The sequence below is a fragment of the Corynebacterium freiburgense genome (assembly GCF_030408815.1).
Taxonomy (GTDB): Bacteria; Actinomycetota; Actinomycetes; order Mycobacteriales; family Mycobacteriaceae; genus Corynebacterium; species Corynebacterium freiburgense.
The window spans coordinates 561,282-582,529 of the sequence record NZ_CP047355.1 but is presented as its reverse complement, the minus strand read 5'-3'; the positions used below and the strand labels follow the sequence as shown (position 1 = coordinate 582,529).

At 49.7% G+C, this 21,248-nt stretch carries 25 protein-coding genes; 17 read left to right on the top strand and 8 right to left on the bottom strand.

Annotated features, from left to right (window positions below; translation table 11 throughout):
• Genes CFREI_RS02640 through CFREI_RS02630 form a run of 3 tightly spaced genes read right to left on the bottom strand, consistent with a single transcriptional unit; the run spans position 1 to position 2,397 of the window.
• On the bottom strand, positions 1-1,170 hold the full coding sequence (locus CFREI_RS02640; protein ID WP_027012841.1) for a 5-(carboxyamino)imidazole ribonucleotide synthase: 1,170 nt from the start codon (positions 1,168-1,170) through the stop codon (positions 1-3).
• Positions 1,171-1,210: 40 nt separating this feature from the next.
• The gene (locus CFREI_RS02635; RefSeq protein ID WP_027012840.1) at positions 1,211-1,618 is read right to left on the bottom strand and encodes a hypothetical protein; all 408 of its coding nucleotides are present in this window, start codon (positions 1,616-1,618) and stop codon (positions 1,211-1,213) included.
• On the bottom strand, positions 1,615-2,397 hold the full coding sequence (locus tag CFREI_RS02630) for a biotin--[acetyl-CoA-carboxylase] ligase (RefSeq protein ID WP_027012839.1): 783 nt from the start codon (positions 2,395-2,397) through the stop codon (positions 1,615-1,617). Before CFREI_RS02630 ends, CFREI_RS02635 begins: the two co-directional genes overlap by 4 nt.
• Before the next feature lie 193 nt (positions 2,398-2,590).
• On the opposite strand from CFREI_RS02630, the gene CFREI_RS02625 reads away from it, so the two are divergent.
• The 8 genes from CFREI_RS02625 (at position 2,591) to CFREI_RS02590 (ending at position 9,645) form a co-directional block, all read left to right on the top strand.
• Complete coding sequence (locus CFREI_RS02625; protein ID WP_027012838.1) at positions 2,591-4,210, top strand: acyl-CoA carboxylase subunit beta; 1,620 nt, start codon at positions 2,591-2,593, stop codon at positions 4,208-4,210.
• Positions 4,211-4,349: 139 nt separating this feature from the next.
• Positions 4,350-5,972, top strand: coding sequence for an acyl-CoA carboxylase subunit beta (locus CFREI_RS02620; RefSeq protein ID WP_035112064.1), 1,623 nt, complete (start codon positions 4,350-4,352; stop codon positions 5,970-5,972).
• 15 nt (positions 5,973-5,987) lie between these two features.
• Positions 5,988-6,221 (top strand): acyl-CoA carboxylase subunit epsilon, encoded by a 234-nt coding sequence (locus CFREI_RS02615; RefSeq protein ID WP_027012836.1) that lies wholly within the window; start codon positions 5,988-5,990, stop codon positions 6,219-6,221.
• 203 nt (positions 6,222-6,424) lie between these two features.
• Positions 6,425-6,646: a hypothetical protein gene (locus CFREI_RS02610; RefSeq protein ID WP_027012835.1), complete on the top strand. Its 222-nt coding sequence runs from the start codon at positions 6,425-6,427 to the stop codon at positions 6,644-6,646.
• 197 nt (positions 6,647-6,843) lie between these two features.
• Positions 6,844-7,086, top strand: coding sequence for a hypothetical protein (locus CFREI_RS02605; protein WP_027012834.1), 243 nt, complete (start codon positions 6,844-6,846; stop codon positions 7,084-7,086).
• A 207-nt stretch (positions 7,087-7,293) separates the two neighbouring features.
• Positions 7,294-7,515 carry a hypothetical protein gene (locus CFREI_RS02600; protein WP_027012833.1) on the top strand — a complete coding sequence of 74 codons (222 nt, stop codon included), beginning with the start codon at positions 7,294-7,296 and terminating at the stop codon, positions 7,513-7,515.
• A gap of 284 nt (positions 7,516-7,799) precedes the next feature.
• Positions 7,800-9,146, top strand: a complete 1,347-nt coding sequence (locus CFREI_RS02595) for an HNH endonuclease signature motif containing protein (RefSeq protein ID WP_156907763.1) — start codon at positions 7,800-7,802, stop codon at positions 9,144-9,146.
• A 250-nt stretch (positions 9,147-9,396) separates the two neighbouring features.
• Positions 9,397-9,645 (top strand): hypothetical protein, encoded by a 249-nt coding sequence (locus CFREI_RS02590; protein WP_027012830.1) that lies wholly within the window; start codon positions 9,397-9,399, stop codon positions 9,643-9,645.
• 3 nt (positions 9,646-9,648) lie between these two features.
• Here the strand turns inward: CFREI_RS02590 and CFREI_RS02585 are convergent, their stop codons facing one another.
• Entirely contained in the window at positions 9,649-9,867 is a 219-nt protein-coding gene (locus tag CFREI_RS02585) for a hypothetical protein (RefSeq protein WP_027012829.1), read from the bottom strand.
• Between CFREI_RS02585 and CFREI_RS02580 the strand changes: the two genes are divergently transcribed.
• Together CFREI_RS02580 and CFREI_RS02575 are read left to right on the top strand one after the other, a co-directional pair.
• On the top strand, positions 9,866-10,087 hold the full coding sequence (locus CFREI_RS02580) for a hypothetical protein (RefSeq protein ID WP_027012828.1): 222 nt from the start codon (positions 9,866-9,868) through the stop codon (positions 10,085-10,087). The two genes, CFREI_RS02585 and CFREI_RS02580, sit on opposite strands and share 2 nt — an antisense overlap.
• A gap of 35 nt (positions 10,088-10,122) precedes the next feature.
• Positions 10,123-10,410 (top strand): hypothetical protein, encoded by a 288-nt coding sequence (locus tag CFREI_RS02575; protein ID WP_156907762.1) that lies wholly within the window; start codon positions 10,123-10,125, stop codon positions 10,408-10,410.
• 18 nt (positions 10,411-10,428) lie between these two features.
• Here the strand turns inward: CFREI_RS02575 and CFREI_RS02570 are convergent, their stop codons facing one another.
• The 3 genes from CFREI_RS02570 to CFREI_RS02560 all read right to left on the bottom strand — a co-directional run bounded on the left by CFREI_RS02570 (position 10,429) and on the right by CFREI_RS02560 (position 13,460).
• Positions 10,429-11,055 (bottom strand): RloB family protein, encoded by a 627-nt coding sequence (locus CFREI_RS02570; RefSeq protein ID WP_156907761.1) that lies wholly within the window; start codon positions 11,053-11,055, stop codon positions 10,429-10,431.
• Positions 11,015-12,382, bottom strand: coding sequence for an AAA family ATPase (locus tag CFREI_RS02565; RefSeq protein ID WP_027012825.1), 1,368 nt, complete (start codon positions 12,380-12,382; stop codon positions 11,015-11,017). Before CFREI_RS02565 ends, CFREI_RS02570 begins: the two co-directional genes overlap by 41 nt.
• Positions 12,383-12,788: 406 nt before the next feature.
• On the bottom strand, positions 12,789-13,460 hold the full coding sequence (locus CFREI_RS02560; protein WP_027012824.1) for a TetR/AcrR family transcriptional regulator: 672 nt from the start codon (positions 13,458-13,460) through the stop codon (positions 12,789-12,791).
• Between the two features lie 104 nt (positions 13,461-13,564).
• Here CFREI_RS02560 and CFREI_RS02555 point away from each other — a divergent pair, with 104 nt between their 5' ends.
• From CFREI_RS02555 to CFREI_RS02530, 6 genes are all read left to right on the top strand, one after another.
• Positions 13,565-14,455 (top strand): NAD-dependent epimerase/dehydratase family protein, encoded by an 891-nt coding sequence (locus tag CFREI_RS02555; RefSeq protein WP_027012823.1) that lies wholly within the window; start codon positions 13,565-13,567, stop codon positions 14,453-14,455.
• 108 nt (positions 14,456-14,563) lie between these two features.
• Positions 14,564-15,991, top strand: coding sequence for a vWA domain-containing protein (locus CFREI_RS02550; protein ID WP_051255958.1), 1,428 nt, complete (start codon positions 14,564-14,566; stop codon positions 15,989-15,991).
• 42 nt (positions 15,992-16,033) lie between these two features.
• On the top strand, positions 16,034-16,633 hold the full coding sequence (locus CFREI_RS02545; RefSeq protein WP_027012822.1) for a Maf family protein: 600 nt from the start codon (positions 16,034-16,036) through the stop codon (positions 16,631-16,633).
• Between the two features lie 10 nt (positions 16,634-16,643).
• On the top strand, positions 16,644-17,282 hold the full coding sequence (locus tag CFREI_RS02540) for a peptidylprolyl isomerase (protein ID WP_051255957.1): 639 nt from the start codon (positions 16,644-16,646) through the stop codon (positions 17,280-17,282).
• A complete protein-coding gene (locus tag CFREI_RS02535) occupies positions 17,279-17,650 on the top strand; it encodes a DUF3151 domain-containing protein (protein WP_027012821.1) in 372 nt (123 codons plus the stop codon). The genes CFREI_RS02540 and CFREI_RS02535 overlap by 4 nt, the downstream gene beginning before the upstream one ends.
• Before the next feature lie 100 nt (positions 17,651-17,750).
• A complete protein-coding gene (locus CFREI_RS02530) occupies positions 17,751-18,407 on the top strand; it encodes a DUF6891 domain-containing protein (protein ID WP_027012820.1) in 657 nt (218 codons plus the stop codon).
• A 708-nt stretch (positions 18,408-19,115) separates the two neighbouring features.
• Here the strand turns inward: CFREI_RS02530 and CFREI_RS02525 are convergent.
• Complete coding sequence (locus tag CFREI_RS02525) at positions 19,116-20,177, bottom strand: Cj0069 family protein (protein ID WP_027012819.1); 1,062 nt, start codon at positions 20,175-20,177, stop codon at positions 19,116-19,118.
• Between the two features lie 156 nt (positions 20,178-20,333).
• Here CFREI_RS02525 and CFREI_RS02520 point away from each other — a divergent pair, with 156 nt between their 5' ends.
• Positions 20,334-21,221: a sulfurtransferase gene (locus CFREI_RS02520; RefSeq protein WP_027012818.1), complete on the top strand. Its 888-nt coding sequence runs from the start codon at positions 20,334-20,336 to the stop codon at positions 21,219-21,221.
• Positions 21,222-21,248: the final 27 nt, after the last annotated feature.

The following is a 21,248-nucleotide window of genomic DNA, read 5'->3' as shown; positions in this document are numbered from 1 at the left end:
TCAGTCCTTTTCTGGTAGGTAACCGTCGGCCCAAGTTGCATGTACGAGGTAGTGGGCGGCGAGTTCGGCGCGGCGTCGTAAAGCTTGGAGGGGTTCGTCGGAGCAGATGGTAATGTGACCAATTTTACGTCCAGGGCGCCAATCTTTGCCGTAAAGGTGCACCTTAGCGTCCGCAAACCGCGCCCAAACATTAAATACGCGTTCGAACATAGGCATATCGGGGTCTTCTTCCCCACCTAAAACATTCGCCATAACAGTATGTTCACCCAGGCAGCGCGTGGACCCTAGTGGAAGGTCTAAAATTGCACGTAAATGCTGTTCGAACTGACTAGTAACGCAACCATTTTGCGTCCAATGCCCAGTATTATGCGGCCGCATAGCTAATTCATTGACCCAAATACCGTCTGCGGTTTCAAAAAGCTCTACCGCCATCACACCAGTAACATCAAGAGATTGTGCGATATGGCAAGCAAGGCTGGTTGCGCTATCGGCAAATTTGCAATTCGGTGCGGGGGCAATTGCTTCCACACAAATACCATTGCGTTGCACAGATTGGGCTACTGGCCAGGTTTTCATTGCGCCAGATGGGGTGCGGGCAACCAATGCGGAAAGCTCGCGGATAAGCGGCATTTTTTGTTCCGCCATAAGGGGAATGTCTTGGCTGAGTAGCGTTTCCACTAGGGTCTGTAATTCATTACGATCAGCCGGGAACCATACACCTTTACCGTCATAGCCACCCCGTCTGGCTTTCAAACACACTTGCCCATCTGCGGCAGTCCAGAATTCAATGGCATCAGCCTGCGTTTGTATATCTGCAAATTTAGGAACGGGAGCGCCGATCTCCGCTAAACGCTGCCTCATATAAAGCTTGTCTTGGGCAAACACCAAGGCTCGAGGGCCGGGTTGCACATTCACACCTTCCGAAACCAACTGATGCAAGTGTTCGGTTGGAACGTGTTCGTGGTCAAAGGTGACTACACTAGCGCCGGCGGCTGCAGCTCGGAGATCATCGAGGTTGCGGTAGTCGCCAAGCACAATATTGTGGATGACTTGGGCAGCTGAGGTATCGGGGGTTTCCGCAAGAAGTCGAATAGATTGGCCAAGTTCGATGGCCTCGGTATGCATCATGCGGGCAAGCTGCCCATCCCCAATCACGGTAATGATGGGCATTCCAGAAGGATGGGAATCAGAGGGGTGGTTACTCACTCGGTTAACTATAGGCGAGCTGGTTTATAGTCTCCGCAATTCTTTTCGCTTTTGGCACTCCCGGAACGTGTACGGCACCTGCCTGAGTGTGCAATGTAATCGTGTTTCGATACCGCCCAGCACCCCGCACTGCCTGCAGAGGAATGGTTGTTGTGCGAGAAAATAAACCATCGTTTCGCACACGGATTTCAGTGTCAGTAACGGTAAATCGACGTCGGCGTTGCCGCACCAAGGGCAATACAAAACGCCAAAGTACACATAAAAACCAAGCGAGCACAACAAGGTTGCGCCAAGCATAAACGTCTCGGTCAAGATAGCCCACAGCAATCCAAAATATCGCCGTAATAGCCAAGGTCTCTATAACATGCCGGGTCATAGCTCGCAGCGGTGCGGTGACATCAATATAGGTCATTGCAGCCTCAAGTGGGTGACATCTCCGGCCGCAAGTATATGGCGTTCTCCCTGCGTATCGACGACCACCAGCCTTCCGTCATCAGCTACGTCTACGGCGGTACCAATAAGGGTTTTTTCTTCTGGAAGCAGCACCTTTACTTGCTTCCCGATTGACGAACAAACTTTCCGATAATCTGCCATAAGCGTAGGTGTGTCGGCCATCCATTGCCGCAACCTCGTTTGCAATGCAAGCAATATATCCCCAGCAAGTTTCGTACGATCAAAATCCTTATCAGGATACGCAATATCCAGAGAAATAGCGTGAGGCACAGGCAGTTCCGCCTCTGTTAAAGAAACATTGAGTCCGAGCCCGAGCACAAGTGCTGGCTCGTCCCCTAATGAGACTGCCTCCCCAAGAATCCCACAGAGTTTTCGGCCGTGAACAAGCACATCATTCGGCCATTTCAGTTTGGCCGGGATAGGCAGGGCGTCGAGAATAGCGAGCCCAGTAATCAAGGGCATAGTGCCAAGCCTTTGCAGCGTTTGCCCAGGTGGACGAATTAAAATAGATAGAATTATTTGACTTCCTGGCGGCGCAGTCCAAACCCTGCCGTGTCGGCCACGGCCCGCACTTTGATACTCCGTAATATGAGCGGTCCACGCCGGCGCACCCTTATGAGCTGCGGCTACTAGGTCAGCATTGGTAGATCCGGTTTGTTCGGTATACACAATGCCGTGGTAGTTTGCGCCAATATTTGCCTGAAGTTTGGCTATATCGATCGGTGTGCGGTCTGTCATAAGCGCCACTTTAGCTGAGTTGCCACTTATTTTTTTCGGGTGTTTTGGATCTAAAAACTTTGCATTTCTCAGCATTTCCGCTGCTCATTCATACAAAAAGTTGATTTGCATCACACCAAATCTTGCAACGTGTCACAAATCACGTGGCTTTTGTAGTGGAAACAAACACTTCTATGGTCTACTATTCCAAAACATGACCATTTCCTCACGTTTGATCGAGATCGCGCCCATGACTACCGCCGATAAGATCGCCGATCTTAAGGCACGGCGCGCCGAGGCGCAGTATCCGGTTGGCCACCGCCCAGTGGAAAAAGTCCATAATGCTGGTCGTCTTACTGCCCGGGAACGCCTTGATTACCTTCTTGACGAAGGCTCCTTTATGGAGACTGATCAACTCACCCGCCACCGCACCCATGCATTTGGGATGCAAAAGCGCCGCCCAACCACCGACGGCATTATTACTGGTTGGGGCACTATTGACGGCCGTGAGGTTTGTGTTTTCTCACAAGATGGCACCGTATTTGGCGGCGCCCTTGGCGAGGTGTACGGCGAGAAAATGATTAAGATTATGGAACTCGCCGTAGCAACTGGCCGACCACTGATCGGCCTTTATGAAGGTGCGGGTGCCCGTATTCAAGATGGCGCGGTATCCCTAGACCTTATTGCGCAAACTTTCTACCACAATATTAATGCTTCCGGTGTGGTCCCACAGATTTCGGTGATTATGGGTTCTTGCGCTGGCGGTAATGCTTATTCCCCCGCACTCACTGACTTTGTAGTAATGGTCGATCAAACGTCCAAAATGTTTGTTACCGGCCCAGATGTTATTAAGACCGTAACCAGCGAAGATATCACCCAGGAAGAGCTCGGCGGCGCGAGCGTTCATATGGAGAAAGCGGGTAACTCTCACTTCACCGCATCCAGCGATGAGGAAGCACTTGATTGGGTGCAAGATTTAGTATCCTTCTTGCCTTCTAATAACCGCCTCCAGGCACCTTTAGAACCATATGATCGTGAAGAAGGCACCATTGAAGAAAATATGACTCCAGATGATCTAAAACTGGACCATATTATTCCGGATTCCCCCACGATTCCTTACGATATCCGCGAAGTTATTGAGAGCATTACTGACGACGGCACCTACCTAGAAATCCAAGAAGACCGCGCCCCCAATGTTGTTATTGCATTTGGCCGCGTAGAAGGTCAATCTGTTGGTTTTGTAGCAAACCAACCAATGCATTTTGCTGGCTGCCTTGATATTGATGCTTCCGAAAAAGCCGCCCGATTTGTACGCACCTGCGATGCATTCAATATTCCTATTGTGATGTTGGTAGATGTTCCCGGTTTCCTCCCAGGCTCCGGCCAGGAATATGACGGCATTCTCCGCCGTGGCGCCAAACTGTTGTACGCCTACGGTGAGGCTACCGTACCGAAAATTACCGTGACCCTCCGTAAGGCATATGGTGGCGCCTACTGCGTCATGGGGTCTAAGGGCCTTGGTGCTGATGTTAACCTCGCATGGCCGACCGCACAGATCGCTGTTATGGGCGCTGCTGGCGCCGTTGGTTTCCTCTACCGCCGCGAGATTGCCGACGCCGCAGAGCGCGGTGTAGACGTTGTAGAACTTACTAAATCATTCGAACGCGAGTATGAAGACTATATGCTGACGCCATATCTCGCTGCCGAGCGGGGTCTTATCGACGCCGTGATCGTACCGTCCGAAACTCGCGGTCAGATTGCACGCAATTTACGTCTATTGCGCGATAAGAATGTCCCTCGCCCAGCACGTAAGCACGGCAATATCCCGCTATAAGCCACCCCCCGGATATCCCCCCGAAATTCTCATGTGATCTTGAGCGGTTACCCCCAAATATGTGGGAAATACCACTCAAGATCACAGTTGTTTTCCCACACTGGCAAAAAACAGCGAAATAGGACTTACACTGATTGCCATGACTGCTGCCAACACCGGCGCTGAAGCGCCTGACCTCACCACTACCGCCGGCAAGCTGGCTGACTTACGCGCCCGCCTTGCTGAGACCCAAGCCCCAATGGGCCAAGCCGCTGTGGAAAAGTCCCATGCGGCCGGTAAGAAGACCGCGCGCGAGCGCATCGAATACCTTCTAGACGAAGGTTCGTTCGTAGAAATTGATGCTCTTGCACGTCACCGCTCCAAGAACTTCGGATTGGACGCAAAACGCCCTGTAACCGACGGTGTAGTCACAGGCTATGGCACCATTGATGGCCGCAAAGTTTGCGTCTTCTCCCAGGACGGTGCCATCTTCGGTGGTGCACTTGGCGAAGTTTATGGCGAAAAGATCGTCAAGGTCATGGATATGGCCATTAAGACTGGTGTGCCATTGATTGGCATTAATGAAGGTGCTGGTGCCCGTATCCAAGAGGGTGTTGTTTCCCTCGGCCTCTATTCCAAGATCTTCTTCCGCAATACCCAAGCATCTGGTGTGATCCCGCAGATCTCCCTCATTATGGGTGCTTGTGCTGGTGGCCACGTGTACTCCCCAGCTCTCACCGACTTCATCATTATGGTGGACAAGACCTCCAAGATGTTTATTACCGGTCCGGACGTTATTAAGACCGTTACCGGTGAAGAGGTCACTCAGGAAGAACTCGGTGGCGCTCACACCCACATGTCTACCTCAGGTACATCGCACTACACCGCATCTGATGATGCCGACGCCCTCGATTGGGTACGAGAGCTGGTTTCCTATCTGCCACAAAACAACCGCGCCGAAACACCACGTGCCGAAGCCGACATTATGGTTGGTTCCATCCAAGAAAACATTAACGACTCTGACCTCGAGTTGGATACGTTAATTCCAGACTCCCCGAACCAGCCATACGATATGAAGGACGTCATCACCCGCATTGTCGATGATGGTGAATTCTTTGAAATCCAAGAAGGTTACGCCGAAAACATCCTGATTGGTTTTGGCCGGGTAGAAGGACGCTCTGTCGGTATCGTAGCCAACCAGCCAATGCAATTCGCTGGCTGCTTGGACATCAAAGCTTCAGAAAAGGCTGCCCGCTTCGTGCGCACCTGTGACGCATTCAATATCCCAATTATTGAATTTGTTGACGTCCCCGGCTTCCTACCTGGCACCAACGAAGAATACAACGGTATTATCCGCCGCGGTGCAAAACTCCTCTATGCATACTGCGAAGCAACCGTTGGCAAGATCACTGTGATTACTCGTAAATCCTACGGCGGCGCATACTGCGTTATGGGCGGCAAAGAAATGGGTGCAGATATCGTGCTCGCATGGCCAACCGCCCAGATCGCCGTTATGGGCGCTGCCGGTGCCGTCGGCTTTATTTACCGCAAGGAAATCAAAGCTGCGGCCGCAGAAGGCAAAGACGTTATGCAGGTCATGAAAGCATACGAGCGGGAATATGAAGATACCCTTGTCAACCCATATATGGCTGCAGAACGCGGCTATGTTGACGCGGTAATCCCACCGTCTGAAACCCGCGGTCAAATCATTGAAGGCCTCCGCCTCCTCGACCGCAAAGTTGTTCAGGTTCCGGCTAAGAAGCACGGCAATATCCCGCTGTAAACCGAAAGGCACTCAATGTCCGAGGACACCACTACCAGTGAAGTGAAAAAACCCTTCCTGACCATTGTCAACGGTAATCCTGACGACACCCAGGTAGCGGCACTCACTGTGCTCTTTGCCACTATGGCATCCAATGCCCAGGCACAAGAAGAAGAGCGCGAACGCAATATGTGGGGCAGCTACGATGATCGCCTCCGTGCGAACTCCTCGTACAACCCCGCCTCATTCCGGAATGTGAGCTTCTACTAGAAGCAACCAGCAGCCGTAAAAACTCCTCCGTTCCTTGTTCGGAGGAGTTTTTTGTCTCATCGTTTCGTCTGCTCGAACTAGTTTTAGTCAGTAAATACCAATAAATGCCATAGACAAATTAAAAAATTCAAGTACGATCGCGAACGAAGCACTTTAGTTTTCAAAGTGCAAATTCTCATCTCGTATTTGAAATGGAGGAAACCATGTCCAGCAAATTGACTCGCCGTATCGCCACAGCAGGCATTTCAGCAGCAGCTGCAGGCGCATTGTTCGTCCCCTCCACTGCCGCCGATGACCTTGTAAGCGATCTAAGCTCCAAGTACGCCGGTTCCTTAATTGAGTTTTGGTGGAACTTTGCGTGGATCCCTGCATACTTCTCATCGGTCTTCCACGTAAATGAAATCCTTACCTCACTCGGGTTTTAATCACTAGAACCCGACAAGCGAACTTGACGTGAAAGTTATACACGTGCTTGATAGCTTCACATCTGAATGGATGTGCTGAAGTCACTTCCGCTCTGACGTAAGCTACCAGTATTCGGCGGGGCATTGGTTTACACAACACCAATACCCCGCTTTTTCGTCATTAAGACTCAATAAATATTCTCAATCGAAGGAATACCATGTTCAAAGTATCCCGTCGTCGCATCTTAGCGGCAACCTCCACTGCCATCATTGCTAGTACGGTCTTTATCCCACAAGCAGCTGCAGGCGATTATGACACCTTAAAATCAGCACCCGGTATAGGCTCGCTTTTAAGCACTTTCGAAATGCTCTACTCACTTTCCGCTGGTCCACTGACCCTCTCCTCAAACCTCGGCATTTTTGATTTTATTAATGGCATCCTTGCCGCAATCCCCAGCTAAAGAACAGATAGGGGGTCGCCAAACAAATTGGCGGCCCCCTTATTTGGGCTTTACAAACCAAATTTATTCTGAATGAATTGCAGCAAAATACAACTAAAAATCTTTCTGTAATTCTGTAATATCTTCCAACAGGGCATCGATACATAAACTGAGTAGCTCAAAAGCAACTCTATTCCTTTTTCAACCTTCCACTTTGGAAGCATCGTAATGTTTGGTAAATTCACCCGCCGCGCAACTGTTGCAGGAGCTACTGCAGCCGCTATGGGCGCTGCCCTCATCCCTAGTGCAGCAGCACAAGACCTCAGCAAGACTATTAATGATTCCGTTGCAGGCTTTCTTTGGGACCTCTTGAATACTGTTTTCTGGATTCCTGCCGGTATTTCCATGGAATTAGGCATTTTTAATTTATTGGAAAACCTTTCACTCTAAGAAAGTTTGCATTCCCCCAATTCATCTATTGTTGTTGCGAACCACATTGCCCAGGCGTGCCGCGGCGTCGAGAAGCACCCCCAAATAAGGGGTTTCCCAAAACGCATTTTGACGCCCCCACCTGGGTAAACATCACTTTTTGCCGCACCGCTTGCGTTACGACGCCCAGCGCCCCCAATGCTGCCAAATACCTTACGCACAGAACCCCGCCCCACCCAATTAAAACACCGATTGACCTGCGATTTTACACTTGTATCATACCTGCGAATCGGGTAGAATAAGTGGTGAAAGAAATTCTTGGAATCGGGCAGGGCAATACAATGGGCGTTGGATTTTTCCACATACAGGCACCAGATAATCTCGCTGGCGCCCGGCGTATTGCGCTCAATATTGAAACGTGTGAATTTTACCGCTACCACGTGCAAACAGCGAATTTTCAGTACGCCGACATTATGAAACTCGGGGCCCAACTCGCTGCCGACGATCCCACCGTAAGTGAAACCGTACACAAACGAATCCTTGGTTTTATCTACCGCCTAGGATTTCAACTCCCTCGCCTGATCCCATATGTTTTTGAGCAAGGCATTGTCAGCGTGCCAATGATCTCCGCAATGGAACGTGCACTTCAAGACCTCCCCAAAATCCCAGAGTCACACGTAGCTAAAGCTATTGAATCCGCCATTATTCAAAAACTCACGCCGATCCGTAGGCACCAACACCTCCCCACCCCAAACGCACTGGCTGCCTGTATCGAAGAAGAACTCCGCACCTACCGAATCATTGGAGACCCTGACACCACTGGCCGCCAACAATACTGGAATGGCCCCGCCTACACCTGTGGACTTTGGACCGTTGGCGCGGACGTCGATAAGCCTACGGCTGAAGCAATCGACCGACATGTCGAAGCCGTTGCCAACGCCAATAACATCAGCAAACTTGACGCCTTTACACAACTACTAAAAGGCGAAAAAACCCTTACCAAAGTCACCATATTCGGCATCGGTGTACAACAACCAAACACGCAACTCCACATCACCCACCTCTACAAAACCGGGCAACTCTCCGAAGCCGACCGAGAAACCCTCAGCAACACCCCCATTAACTACCGCAACGCCCTGGACATTGCACTCCACCAACGAGCAAGCCACGACCCCAGCCAAGAACAGCGCATCCTAGTACAACAACGTGACGGCCACTGCCGCTACCCCGGCTGCACCACCCCAGCCAACCAGTGCGACATAGACCATGTAATCAACCACAATGACGGCGGACCAACCACACTCAGTAACCTCCAATGCCTCTGCCGCACCCACCACAACCTCAAAACCGACCGTAAAATCTCTGCCACAATGACCGCTGATGGCGCCGTTGGCTGGAAAGACAACACTCCAGCCATTGGCCCCGAACACCAAAACCTCGGAACCACACTCCCCGAAGGTCCCTTAGCGGGCATCACCGGCAAACTAGACATAAAAACAATACAAAGCCCACAAAAGTTGGCGCCCCCAAGCCGCCACGGCATGGGAAGATTTGGCACCACCTTTGATAACTTCAACCACAATATTCACCTACAAAGAAACACAAGAAGACAAATCCCCGAACCAGAACCCGACGACCCACCACCCTTCTAATGAACTAGACGGGGTGTGAGGGTTCCTGGGGGCTTTTGGGCTGGCAGTGTTTTTAGGCATGCCATTTTTAAATTCTGGAGCGGTGCGGTGCCGCTAATTTAGTGAAAAATTCACTAGGGATCTTGTAACGTTTTCCGCCATCGCACCGCTACGATAATTAAACAGATCAAAAATACAAGCGTATTTTAAGGCAGCCGGCGCCTTATTTTGAACTGTTTCATCATATTCACCTACTTTTTGGAGGGACCTTATGTTCAAAACACTCCGCCGACGTGCCCTCACAGCAGCAGCTGCAGCAACTGGCATAAGCGTTGCATTCATTCCACAAGCAGCAGCCGGAGATTTCGATCAATTTGTTAAAGATACACCTGTTTTAAATGCACTCTCCCATGTTGTGGACATCCTTTACCCACTCTATGGAGTTCCGCTTGCCCTCTCCACACAACTCGGTATTACTGATGTCCTCCGCGCAATAGTGGGCGCCATACTACCCGGATAATTTTTAACCAACTTCAGCTAAAGGCACCAAGCTAATTTGGTGCCTTTTTACGTTAACTAAAAGCTCACCAAAATATTTTTCACCTTGGCTGTAATGTTTTCTTATGCCTATACGATGCATTAAATAAGTAGCCCAAGAATACATCAGTATTACTGAGGTTATTGGAACCTCAAAAAAATAAGCTGTTTCGCCATATTCGCCGACCCATTGGAGTAAATTCATGTTTGCTAATTTTCGACGTCGCGCCCTCACCGCTGGCATGACCGCCCTCACCGCCGGAGCTATCCTAATCCCCAACGCCGCAGCCGCAGACCTTAGCGCCGAGATTAATAATGCGTTTACCAGCTTCCTCTACATCGTATTGAGCTACCTATACTGGATCCCAGCAGGTATCTCCATGGAACTCGGCATCTTCGACCTGCTTAACACAATCTCCGGCTAAAACAATTCACACCCGCCGGTTGTGATATTCAATAGATGTTCAAAGTGGGGCGCCAAAAAATTGGTGCCCCACGTTTTTATTTCAGCAATTGCGGATTTGTACTTCCGAATTGCTTCGCTAAATTCACAGAGCCAATTGGAGTACTAGCATTAGCCGCCGCACCCTCACCATTTGAACGACTGGAATCATCGTTGGCACTGTTCCAACCGCACTGGCAGCAGTATATCTCGGTAGAAGAATCGACGAAATCCACTCTTTATCCACCAGGCGGCTTCCTTAATGATCTTGGCCAACTTGGATCCCTAGGAAAACTTTTAAAGTAATCAATAGTTAAGATATTTTCAATTTATTGTGCGCAGTTCAGCAAGGCGTTTTACTAAGTGCGGCACAGCAGTCGAGCAAGTCTTTCCCATTTCATTGTAATCACACAAATCTACTTGTTCGCTTGCCGTATCTATAAGGACAAATGGAAAGGATAGACTCAAGCTCTTACCATTTGACCCAATTAAATGTCCTCCTTTCTTCAATCGTTCCTGAATCTGCTTCCGCCCCCAATTACATTTACGTATGTCCTCAAAATGACCAAGCAGCCATGTATCAAAACTTTCGTTTGATACTACGAACCAATAACTAGTTGATTTTGACGTTAATTTCTTTGCTAAGCGAAACGCTTCATCAAACTGTCGAGTGCTGGAATCATCAACGTCAACAACAAAATAGACTTCGTCATACGGTGCGCGAGAATCCCTTTCAATTTTAGAAAGAGCGGAATTGACCATGGTCTCAGGAGACTCAGGAATTGGGACAATTTGCAAGTTTGGAATTCTCCACATTTCACGTAATCGTCGAAAATACTCCACCTCAGTCACTTCGCCTTGAACAACAATCATCAAGGCTGGATTCGACTTACGCGAACCCCGCGCTCCTTTACGTCGTTTGTGCCGCTGACGATTCCGATTCGCTGCCACTTACTTCATCGCTCCCTTGACGCATCGACTCCAACGCCATCCTCAAACCACTTTCGGACATAATCGGCACTGCCCCAAATGCTCCTTGGAAATAACGTTTTTCAATATTATGCGGTTCCCGCAAAGAAAATTCGTCAAGAGCTACCAAAGTTGATGTAGCTCCACGTTTCTCCACTAACCAAACTTCTTCGCGGTCAAGAGCTTCCACGGGATGTTTACCCAACAAAGTCATATCATGGCTACTAAAAATAAGCTGCGCGCCACGTGTATTTACCGAAGGCTCTCCAAAGTAACCGACAAGTGCACGCACAAGCGCTGGATGCAGACTACTGTCAATTTCATCAATTACCAACACAGAGCCTCGATATAAGGCCCAATACGCGGGAATTGCAATATCCATCCATACGCGAGTTCCTTGGGATTCATCCAACTCACCAAGACTGAAAGCATCATCGCCTTGACCGTGAGAAAACTCCACATATTTCATATATTGTTCAAGGTCTTTGATCTCCAACTTTGACGGATCCTCTAGAAGTTCAACCCCGCCATCATCGCGATTCAATATGAAATGTACGCTTTTAATCCTCTCGGGAAGTTTCTCTTCAACAACGCGCACATCAGATACACCGACATCGGCGGTAACCAATGCCAATTTAAGTAGCTTCATCCAATCACCGTGCTTTGAAGCAATATCAACGACCCACTCGTGTCGCAAAATACGATCGTCGTCATTACACGTGACAATCGGCAATAATGAATCACTCCACCACCGCGCGCCACCAACAAAGCGACCAGGCGTTTTGACTGTGAGCCACGCAGACAGTGTCAATGCCCAAGGCGTCAAAAACTCAGAGATGTTATCTTGAACTGCCTTGGAGATATCTATATTCTTATTAAAGATAATGGCATCACGCGAGCGATGAAAAACTCTTCGCCAAGAACGTTTCTCATTAGCTTCAAGCGTTTCAGTAACTACGCCTTCCTTATCTAACACCAGCACCCAACGAAATCGAATATCATCTGCAACATATTCGACATCGAACACTGTCTCACTTGTCTTTTTGAGCCGATGAGGATCATATAGTTTCTTGACCGCATCTGGATTGCGCAACGACGACAGAACTGCCACCTTCAGATATCCTAGCGGCGCAATCATATTTGATTTTCCCGCTGCATTAGGGCCGAAAATGGCAGCCCGAGGCAGTACTAAATCTTGCCAACGCTCGCCTGACCGAGGCCGCAACGTACTAAAGGTGCGCCGTTGCAAATCTAGTGTTACTTCCTCGGCAAATGAACGATAGTTCTCCAAAGTAACAGAAAGCAACATGCCTCAACAGTAACGTTTTGGAGCAAATATTGCATAATTTGTACCAAAATCACCCCTTATTTGAAGAATTTTACCTCTTACAGCACGTCACGCATTACGCTACGTCGTCACACAGCCGCACCATGCATAGCATCGAACGATCGTTCAGCGATACACAACCTCAAGTATTTAGCTGCATCGCTTGCTATGTTCACACTGGGGCAGGAATGTTGGTTGGATTTATTTTTACACGCATTTGATCATCCAAAATTTATGATTCGAAAAACCGGGTTATAACCTAAGTAACACCGGCAATATTGAGCAAAATTCTTCTCAATACCCCAACCAGCCTTAGTGCAATTTTGGCGCGCCGAACTGGGATCCGTGACAGCACCCAAAGCACTCCACTAGCCGCAAAATATTCTCACTACAGTTCTTCAAGCTCTCTGCGTAAAGCTTCGAGTGCTCGCATGATACTGCGTTCAAAGAATCCTTCAGTGTCTTCTATTGTGCCCTTGAGGTGCCCAAACAACTCAAAGCTTATTATTCCATACATTCCAGACCAAAACGCTACGATCGGTTCGGGCAGTATTTTTTGCTCCAGCATGATTTCCCACTGAAACCGGTCACCGTTTGTTTTTTCTACATAAAACTGTTGGAGCAAAATCTTCCCAACCCCGGCAGCGGGCTCGATTGTGATATCCGGCGCCTTGTAGCCAGGTACCGGAGATCCGTAGATCAAGGCGTAAAAATGTGGATGGGCGTGAGCCCAATTGCGTATTGCTTTTGCTATTTCAAGGGCATTGTCCACTTGTTGTTCCCACCGCATAGAAGTGGGAAGTGTTGCAGCAACCTTAGCCGCAGCCGCGTTCTGGCTTTCGAATGCCCGCACAATAAGTGTGGTATAGAGCTCGTCGATGCCATTGAAGTATCTATACAAGGCGGAAGGAACCATGCCAACGTCGCGGGCGACTTTCCGCAGGCTGAGCCCAGCAGCCCCGTACTTAGCGAGATGCTGTTCAGCAGTTTCAATAATCGCCCGTTCAGTCGCCGCTCGATTTTTTGCTCGATTTCCAACACCTTGGGGCTTTACAGACATAGGAACATTCTTACACATTTTGCGAACACTGTTCTTGATTTATCGCCCTAGCGGTCGCTATCATAAAAGAGAGAACACCGTTCACACTTTCAGAAAGGGTCATCATGTCACAGTTTTTAATCCTTGGCGCAGGCCCCCTCGGCCAGGCTACTGCCACCGCTTTACTCGAACTTGGACACACGGTTTTGGTTGGAACTAGGTCCGGAACGAAAGTACCTGGCACAACTACATTGACGATCGACGCCTCCGACCCTGACGCTCTTACAAAAGCGGCCACAGATTGCGAGGCAATGGTGGTTTGCACAAATCCGACCTATCACAAGTGGGCTACTGAATGGCCACCCATTATCGATTCTGCTATTGTCGCTGCTCGAAAAACTGGTTGCCGAATCGTTCTTGCAGGGAACTTATATGCGTTTGGGCCAAACTCCGGAGTAATGTCGGAGCAAACCCCGCAGCAACCTTTAGAAACTAAAGGAAAGGTGAGGGCACAACTTTGGGAGATGCTTGAAGCGGCATCCAAAGAATATGGCATAGCAGTAGCAGAGCTTCGTGCAAGTGATTATTTTGGCCCAAATGCTGGCAACAATGCTCATTTGGGCGATCGCTTTATGAAGCCGGTGCGAAACGGGGCTACCGCTCGAATTATAGGAGACCCAAATGCACCACACTCGTGGTCATATATTCCGGACATTGGGCAGTGCCTCGCTATTTTGGCCACTCAGCCGGAGCTTTCGGGAAGGTTTTGGGTTGGGCCAAAGTCAGGCGATGCGTCAATGCGTGAGATCGCCGCTTCCCTAAATGCCAAGGCAAAGGTAAAGCAATTGGCAAAAGCGTTGTTGTGGATACTATCGTTATTTTCTCCAACATTGCGGGAAGTATTTGCTATTCGGTATCAGTTTACTGAGCCGTTTATTCTGGATGATTCTGAGCTGCGCAGGGAATTTAATTTCACCCCCACCCCCTTAAAGGAAGCACTTCAGAAGTCATTCTAGCCCGGTTGGCACCCCCAGAAATTCAGCCACTCCCAATTAGGTAGCGCGCTTGCTATTCTATGTGCAGCATTTCTACTGCACACAGCGAATCCTTCTCTGGGGGTTGCCATGTCATTTCGCACAGTTTTTGCCCTGTGCTCTGTCCTTTTTCTCCTCCCCGGTTGTTCCGCATTTAAAAATGAGCCCCCTACCGTACTGGTGTTTGATGCCTCATCAAGCATGCTAATTAATGATGCAAATGGGCTGCGTGTTAATGCGGCAAAGGCTGCCGCTCGCACACTTATTGATTCATTGCCTACAAAGACGGAGTTAGGCATTGTTGCATATGGACAAAGCGTTGGAGATAGCCCGGCAGAAAGAGGCTTAAGCTGTGAAGATGTGAGTTTGGTCCGAACACTTCAGCCAATTAAGGATCCGGCGAATGCCTATAATTCCATAGGAAGTATTACCCCTCGTGGATGGACGCCATTAGCAAAGGCAATTGAAAAGGCTGTGTCTCAATTACCACCAGATATTCCAGCGAATGTGATTGTGCTTTCGGACGGCATTGATACTTGTGATGGGGATTTTGAGGCGCTCGCCAATGCGGTTACGCACTCACATCCAAAGGTACGTATCGACGCCGTGACCTTTAAGGAAGATGCCCACCATCTGGCCTCCATTACGGCAGCCACTGGAGGAATTTCAGTTACAGCCGATAACCAGGAGCAGTTAACACGACGGTTACATGCGTTTCGGGACGAAGCCTTACATGAGGCTCTCAATGGCAATGGAATGAATTCGATTAATTTGGGCGAGCACATTGATCAGATTCAGCAAAATAATCCGGACTTTCCAGACCTCCGTTGTGATGAAAGCACCTGCACGGTGACATTTAAAAAGAGCGACTATATTTTTGTAGATAAGACACTTCATGCCATTGAACCAAACAATGCAACTACAATTGACGGTATTGTAATCGGGGATTCAATCGATAAGGCTATTGGATATTGGGGTGATCCCGTACAACAAAAAGATTTAGGCAATGGAACAACGGAGTACTTATTTCCAGTAGGTTCAACAAACTCCTGGAAAGTCATTGTTGAGCAACAAGAAATCACAAGTATTACATTGTGCAGGTGCAATCCCGACCCAAAAGTGCCGGCTGAGCAGCAAGGAGGAGATATTGCTATAGGCGCAACCTTAGGTGAGCTTCCGGAAGGATTGGATCGGGATCATATTGTTACTATGGGAAATTTTTATGGAGTAAAGCATTCCAGTGGAGTGTTTATTTTGGCGGAAAATACCGATACCGATCCGCTGCAGACAAAGGTTTCTCATGTCTTGCCTTTTAACCGGGACAATGATGTGGCATTTAAGAATCGGCAGGAAGCCGATGAGTATTTCGGCCCGCCAGAAAAATACGGAGTAAAAGAAGATAAAGAGTTCGCCGTATATTCAACAAATAATCCAGAGATGTTTTTTGCGGTGCAATGGCTACCAGGAAAGGAAGGGAATATAGATATTCTGCCATTGCGCTCAGCTGCGGAGTACTAGGCTGTGGGCGGCGTCGAGAAGCGAAACAGTAGTGTGTGAGACATGAAGATTGTGCTTGCCTCAGGCTCGGCATCCCGGTTGGCCATTTTGCGTGCGGCTGGCGTGGAACCCGTAATGCACCCAGCAAACATCGATGAAGAGCAGCTCCTCACCAAACTTGCCGACGCCCCCGCCCAGGAACAAGTCATGGCACTCAGCGTTGCCAAAGCAGAGCATATCCAGCGCGAGTACCCCAACGACATAGTTATCGGCTGTGATTCCATGCTCCTACTTGACGGCCAATTACAAGGTAAACCACTTACCGTAGAAACTACCATCGCCCGTTGGAAACATCAGCGCGGCAAGACCGGGGCATTAATTACCGGGCACTGCATTGTAGCGCCGGGCAATATCCAACGGGTAGTAGAGGCGGCGTGGACAAGCATTACATTTGCCCAGGTCAGCGACGCAGATATCGAGGCATACGCGCACACCGGCGAACCCTTGCAATGCGCGGGGGCTTTTACCCTGGAAGCACTGGGCGGCTGGTTTATTGACCGGATCGAAGGCGACCCTTCAAATGTGCTGGGATTAAGCTTGCCGTTGCTTCGCAAAAGCCTCTACCGATTTGGGTACAACGTTTCAGATTTTTGGATCCATTAACATAACACCCATGAAGTATTTGCCCTACCTTGCAGCTACCGCGCTGATACTCACAGCCTGTTCAACCGAAACCTCTACCCCCACACAACCGCAGGACAATACCTGCGGCTTTACGGAATCTGGCACCGCGGCCAGGGAAGTTTCGCTACCACCTGGGCCAAATGATGGAATGGTCACTGTAAAACTGGCCACAAATCAAGGCGAAATTGAAATGAATTTAGATGGTTCAAAAGCTCCCTGCGGTGTCGGAGCAATCGAACACCTGGCCAAATCTGGTTTTTATGACAACACCTTATGCCATCGCATTACTACCCAAAATATTTACGTACTCCAGTGCGGCGATCCCACTGCCACAGGTTCCGGCGGCCCCGGCTTTACCTTTAAAGATGAATACCCCGTTGACACCGGCGAACAAGGCCTCTACCGCGCTGGCGTTATTGCAATGGCAAATGCTGGACCAGATACCAATGGTTCACAGTTCTTCTTGAACTATCAAGACTCCCCATTACCACCCAACTACACAATCCTCGGCCGCGTCTCTGACCAAAGCTTGCCGGTCCTCCAAGCAATCGCACAAAAAGGCGCAGCAGATGGCGCCCGTGATGCCGCACCTGCCGAAGAAGTCCGCATCGATAAGGCCTCACTATGAACATGAAAGACTACCTCGCCCCACCACCCGTCAAACTCCCAGACACCCTTACACATACCGACGCCCGAAGCCACCCCGAAAGCCCTCTTGCCTGGGCAATCCTTGCCGAAACCTGCGAAGACCCTCTAATACGCTATGCATTCGCCCGCACCGGCTACCACCGAGGACTCGATGCCCTACGAGCCAATGGCTGGAAAGGCTTCGGTCCAGTCCCCTGGTCCCACGAACCAAACCAAGGTGTCCTACGCGCCATTGCACAACTCGCACTCGCCGCCCGCGATATCGACGAAACTCACGAATACGACCGCTGCCGAGCACTCCTCTCCGACTGTGACCCCAGCTGCGTATCCCACTTGCTCGATACATAGTGTTGCAGGTTGCACTTTTTAAACCCTATTTCGGCCATATTCATTCCCCTGGCCCTATTGATCCCTCTTGAACTCAGATTCGGATAGTCCCTGAACTACAATGAACTATAACGCCCAGCCCACAGGCCTCGCTATTCCAGCCCAATACCTCCCAGAAGGTGTCGGAAAAGAACAACAACAAGAGCTGCTCGACATTCTCTGGACAAAAATCCTTGCCGGTGGTGAGCCCTACTTCGAAGAATTCGTCGACTACATTAGCGAATTCCCCTTTTTTAGCGAGGACGCTGAACGACGCGAATTACCACCAATATCGACCCACGACGCCGAAGCTATCACCGAATACTTATTCAATGCCAGGCTCGCCCAACAACAAACCTTTAACGACGCCCCCGAAAACGCGATCACACGCGCCTTTGCGGAGCTAAGCCAACATAACATCCTTGCAAAAGAAAACTTCACCTGCTGCAATAGCACCGGACACGACGAAATCCTAAGCGAAGTCCCCCAATACGGAAACTGGAAAGCCTACATTTTCTTCCACCAGCAAGACACCGAGAGCATGTTTGAATATGGGGATGGTGGCTTAAGCTATGGCCCCATCGGCGATACAACCGAAGCGGAGCTTCTAGAGATCATTGCCAGCACCGTTATCCCAATACTTAATAACCACGGCATAACAACCCAATGGGACGGCACTTCAACATCGCGAATCAACCTGCACAACGTCAACCTGTATTACCCACTCCAATGGACATAACCCAACCTCCGGCGATATTTGATACTGATCTTGTGGGAAGAAATAAAAACTGGGGAGAGTTTGGAGAGTGTGGAGTACCCAGGACAGCGCAGAAAGGCAGATTTATGTTGTGGACTCCTGGTTTGAGGGTGTGAGCTGGGGAAATGCGGTGGTGGGTTGTGGGTGATGTGAAATCTGCCTGATTTCGGGGGGTGGGTGTGTCAGATCTGCCTGATTTTCGGCGTTAGCAGGCTGCTTTTCCCGAGTTTTTTGGGGTGGGGCGGCTGGTTTCCCGAGCCTTCGAGCCGCTTTACCCGCAATTTGATAGGTCTACCCTATCAAACTAGCGATGTTTTCATCTCTACTGTCGCAGATTCCATAAAATCGCCTGAAAAAATGGAATTTGCGACAGCAACCCATGTTGTGCACAATCGTTGACCTGGGGTTTGTCGCAGATTCCATTAAAACAGTGAAAAAAATGGAATTCGTGACAGGTTCCCTACCTATCGTGTCGCAGATTCCATAAAAACAGCCGAAAAAATGGAATCTGTGACAACACGCCCAACCAGCGCCCAAGAAGGACCAGCCAGCACCCGAAAAGACCAACCAGCGCCCCAAAAGACCGGCCAGAAACCACACACCCCCGCCCCAAAAAACATTACTCCAGTTCCACACAAGAAAACTCCCCACTAAGCGGGCCTTAGCCCGACTTATGGGGAGTTTGTGTTGTTAGGCGTGCTTCTTTTCCACCCGGGAGATTGCTTCGTCAGCGACCATTTCTTGAATACCCATGTCAAGTTCGGACGTAAATCCAACGCAGGAGCAGTTGATTTCTCCAAGGACGTAGGTGTCGCCGCCATCTTCAGCGTCATCAAGCATAAAGTCGGCGGTCCAGATCAAAGGAATATTGTCGCCGCCGAGTTTTTCTGCGATCACTGGGCGGACTTCGGCAAACATATCTACGAGTTCTTGCCACTTCTCAGGGGAATCGTAGGTGTACTTTGCGCCAGAGAAGAGGGTTGCGGAGAAATTGTCTCCACCTTCGGCCGGCTTCTTATGCACTACGAATACTGGGTGTGGTCCTACGAGCAGAATGCGGATTTCGCCTTCGACAATGCGTGGCATAAAACGCATGTCTACGAGCATGCCGTTGTCGCCAATGATGTATTGGTCACAGAAGTCCATGAATTCACCGAGTTCACGAATTTCGGTGTGGTTGTCCACGGCTTCGGTGCAGCGCAATTTGGTGTCCAGCGGCAATTCCGTGCCGGGCTCCACAGAAGCTGCAAGCTCTTTGTCTTCCAGTTGAACACGCCAAATGCCCTCACCTGTGGAGCCGCGGTTTTGCTTAAGAACGCGTTCACCATAGGAGAGGGATGTTGGGAAGGTCTTGTGGAAGGTTTCTACGTCGTAGTACGCGTAGGTGTCAGATGGAACAAGTTCGGTATCGGCAAGCTTAACCAACGCATCCTTTGCCCCATAGGACATCATTTCGTCTGGGCGAGACATGCCTACCAGACCGGCTTCATCGGACAGGCGGGTAAGTAGCTCAAAGTAGCCTTTTTCTCCACCTGGGATATTGCCAGGGTTTACGCGGGAGATGTATGCGTCAAAATTCTTCGAGATGTACTCGAACAAAGCATCGGACCACTCAGGGCGGTAGTACACCACTTCCGCGTGCCAGCCTTTAGCTTTAATGGCGTCGACAATTGGCATGGTGTCTTTGCGGTGACCGTTGAATTGCTTGTCGCTGCCGCCTTCAACTTCAAAAACGACTATGGCCTTATGCATAAACTCTCCTTTGGGTGGGGATTCAATATCCATCGACAGAATAAGACATCAGGCCACATCACCGCTGAGGACGTAACCGACGCCACACTAAAGCACGCGCTTCATTATGGCCTTATGCATAAGCTGGAATAGGCATGATCCTAGAAAGGAAGTTTTATGACTGCACCATTCGACCCAAATCCCCAGTTCGCCGAGTATGCACATCCTGAGCGTTTGGTTTCTGCTTCTTGGCTGAGTGCCCGCCTTGGCACACCTGGTCTACGAGTAGTTGAATCTGATGAAGATACACTACTTTATGACATAGGCCATATCCCTGGCGCCGTTCGAATTGATTGGCGTAAGGACCTCAATAATCCGGTTACACGCGATTACATTTCAGGCGAAGCGTTTGCAGAGCTAATGAGATCTAAGGGAATATCGCGCGACGATACAGTGGTTATATACGGGGACAAGTCGAACTGGTGGGCGTCTTTCACCTTATGGGTTTTTGAGCTTTTCGGACACGAAGATGTCCGGCTTCTTAATGGTGGCCGCGACGCATGGATGGCAGAGGAACGCGACACCTCATTTGTGGTTCCGGAGTACCCACGCACGGACTACCCAGTCATTGAGCGTAACGACGTCCCGCTACGCGCATTCGCAGCTGAGGTTAAGGAAAATATCGGTACCACTCCGCTACTGGATGTTCGGACGTTAGAGGAGTACACCGGTGAGCGTTTCAATATGGAAGGCTACCCCGAAGAAGGGGTAATGCGTGGCGGCCATATTCCAACTGCTACACACATCCCTTGGAATCTTGCCGTACACCCGAATTCCCGATTCCGCTCATTGGCAGAGCTAGAAGATATTTACGCAGAGGTTCCAGATGATGTTATTGTCTACTGCCGAGTTGGCGATCGCAGTGCCCATACATGGTTTGTTCTGAAGTACCTTTTGGGCCGGAAAGGTGTACGCAATTATGATGGCTCTTGGGTCGAATGGGGGAATATGATACGTATGCCGATCGCCATTGGCCCCACCCCCGGAGAAATTCCAAGCAATTAAACATTATTCAGGCACGCAGGTAGTGGC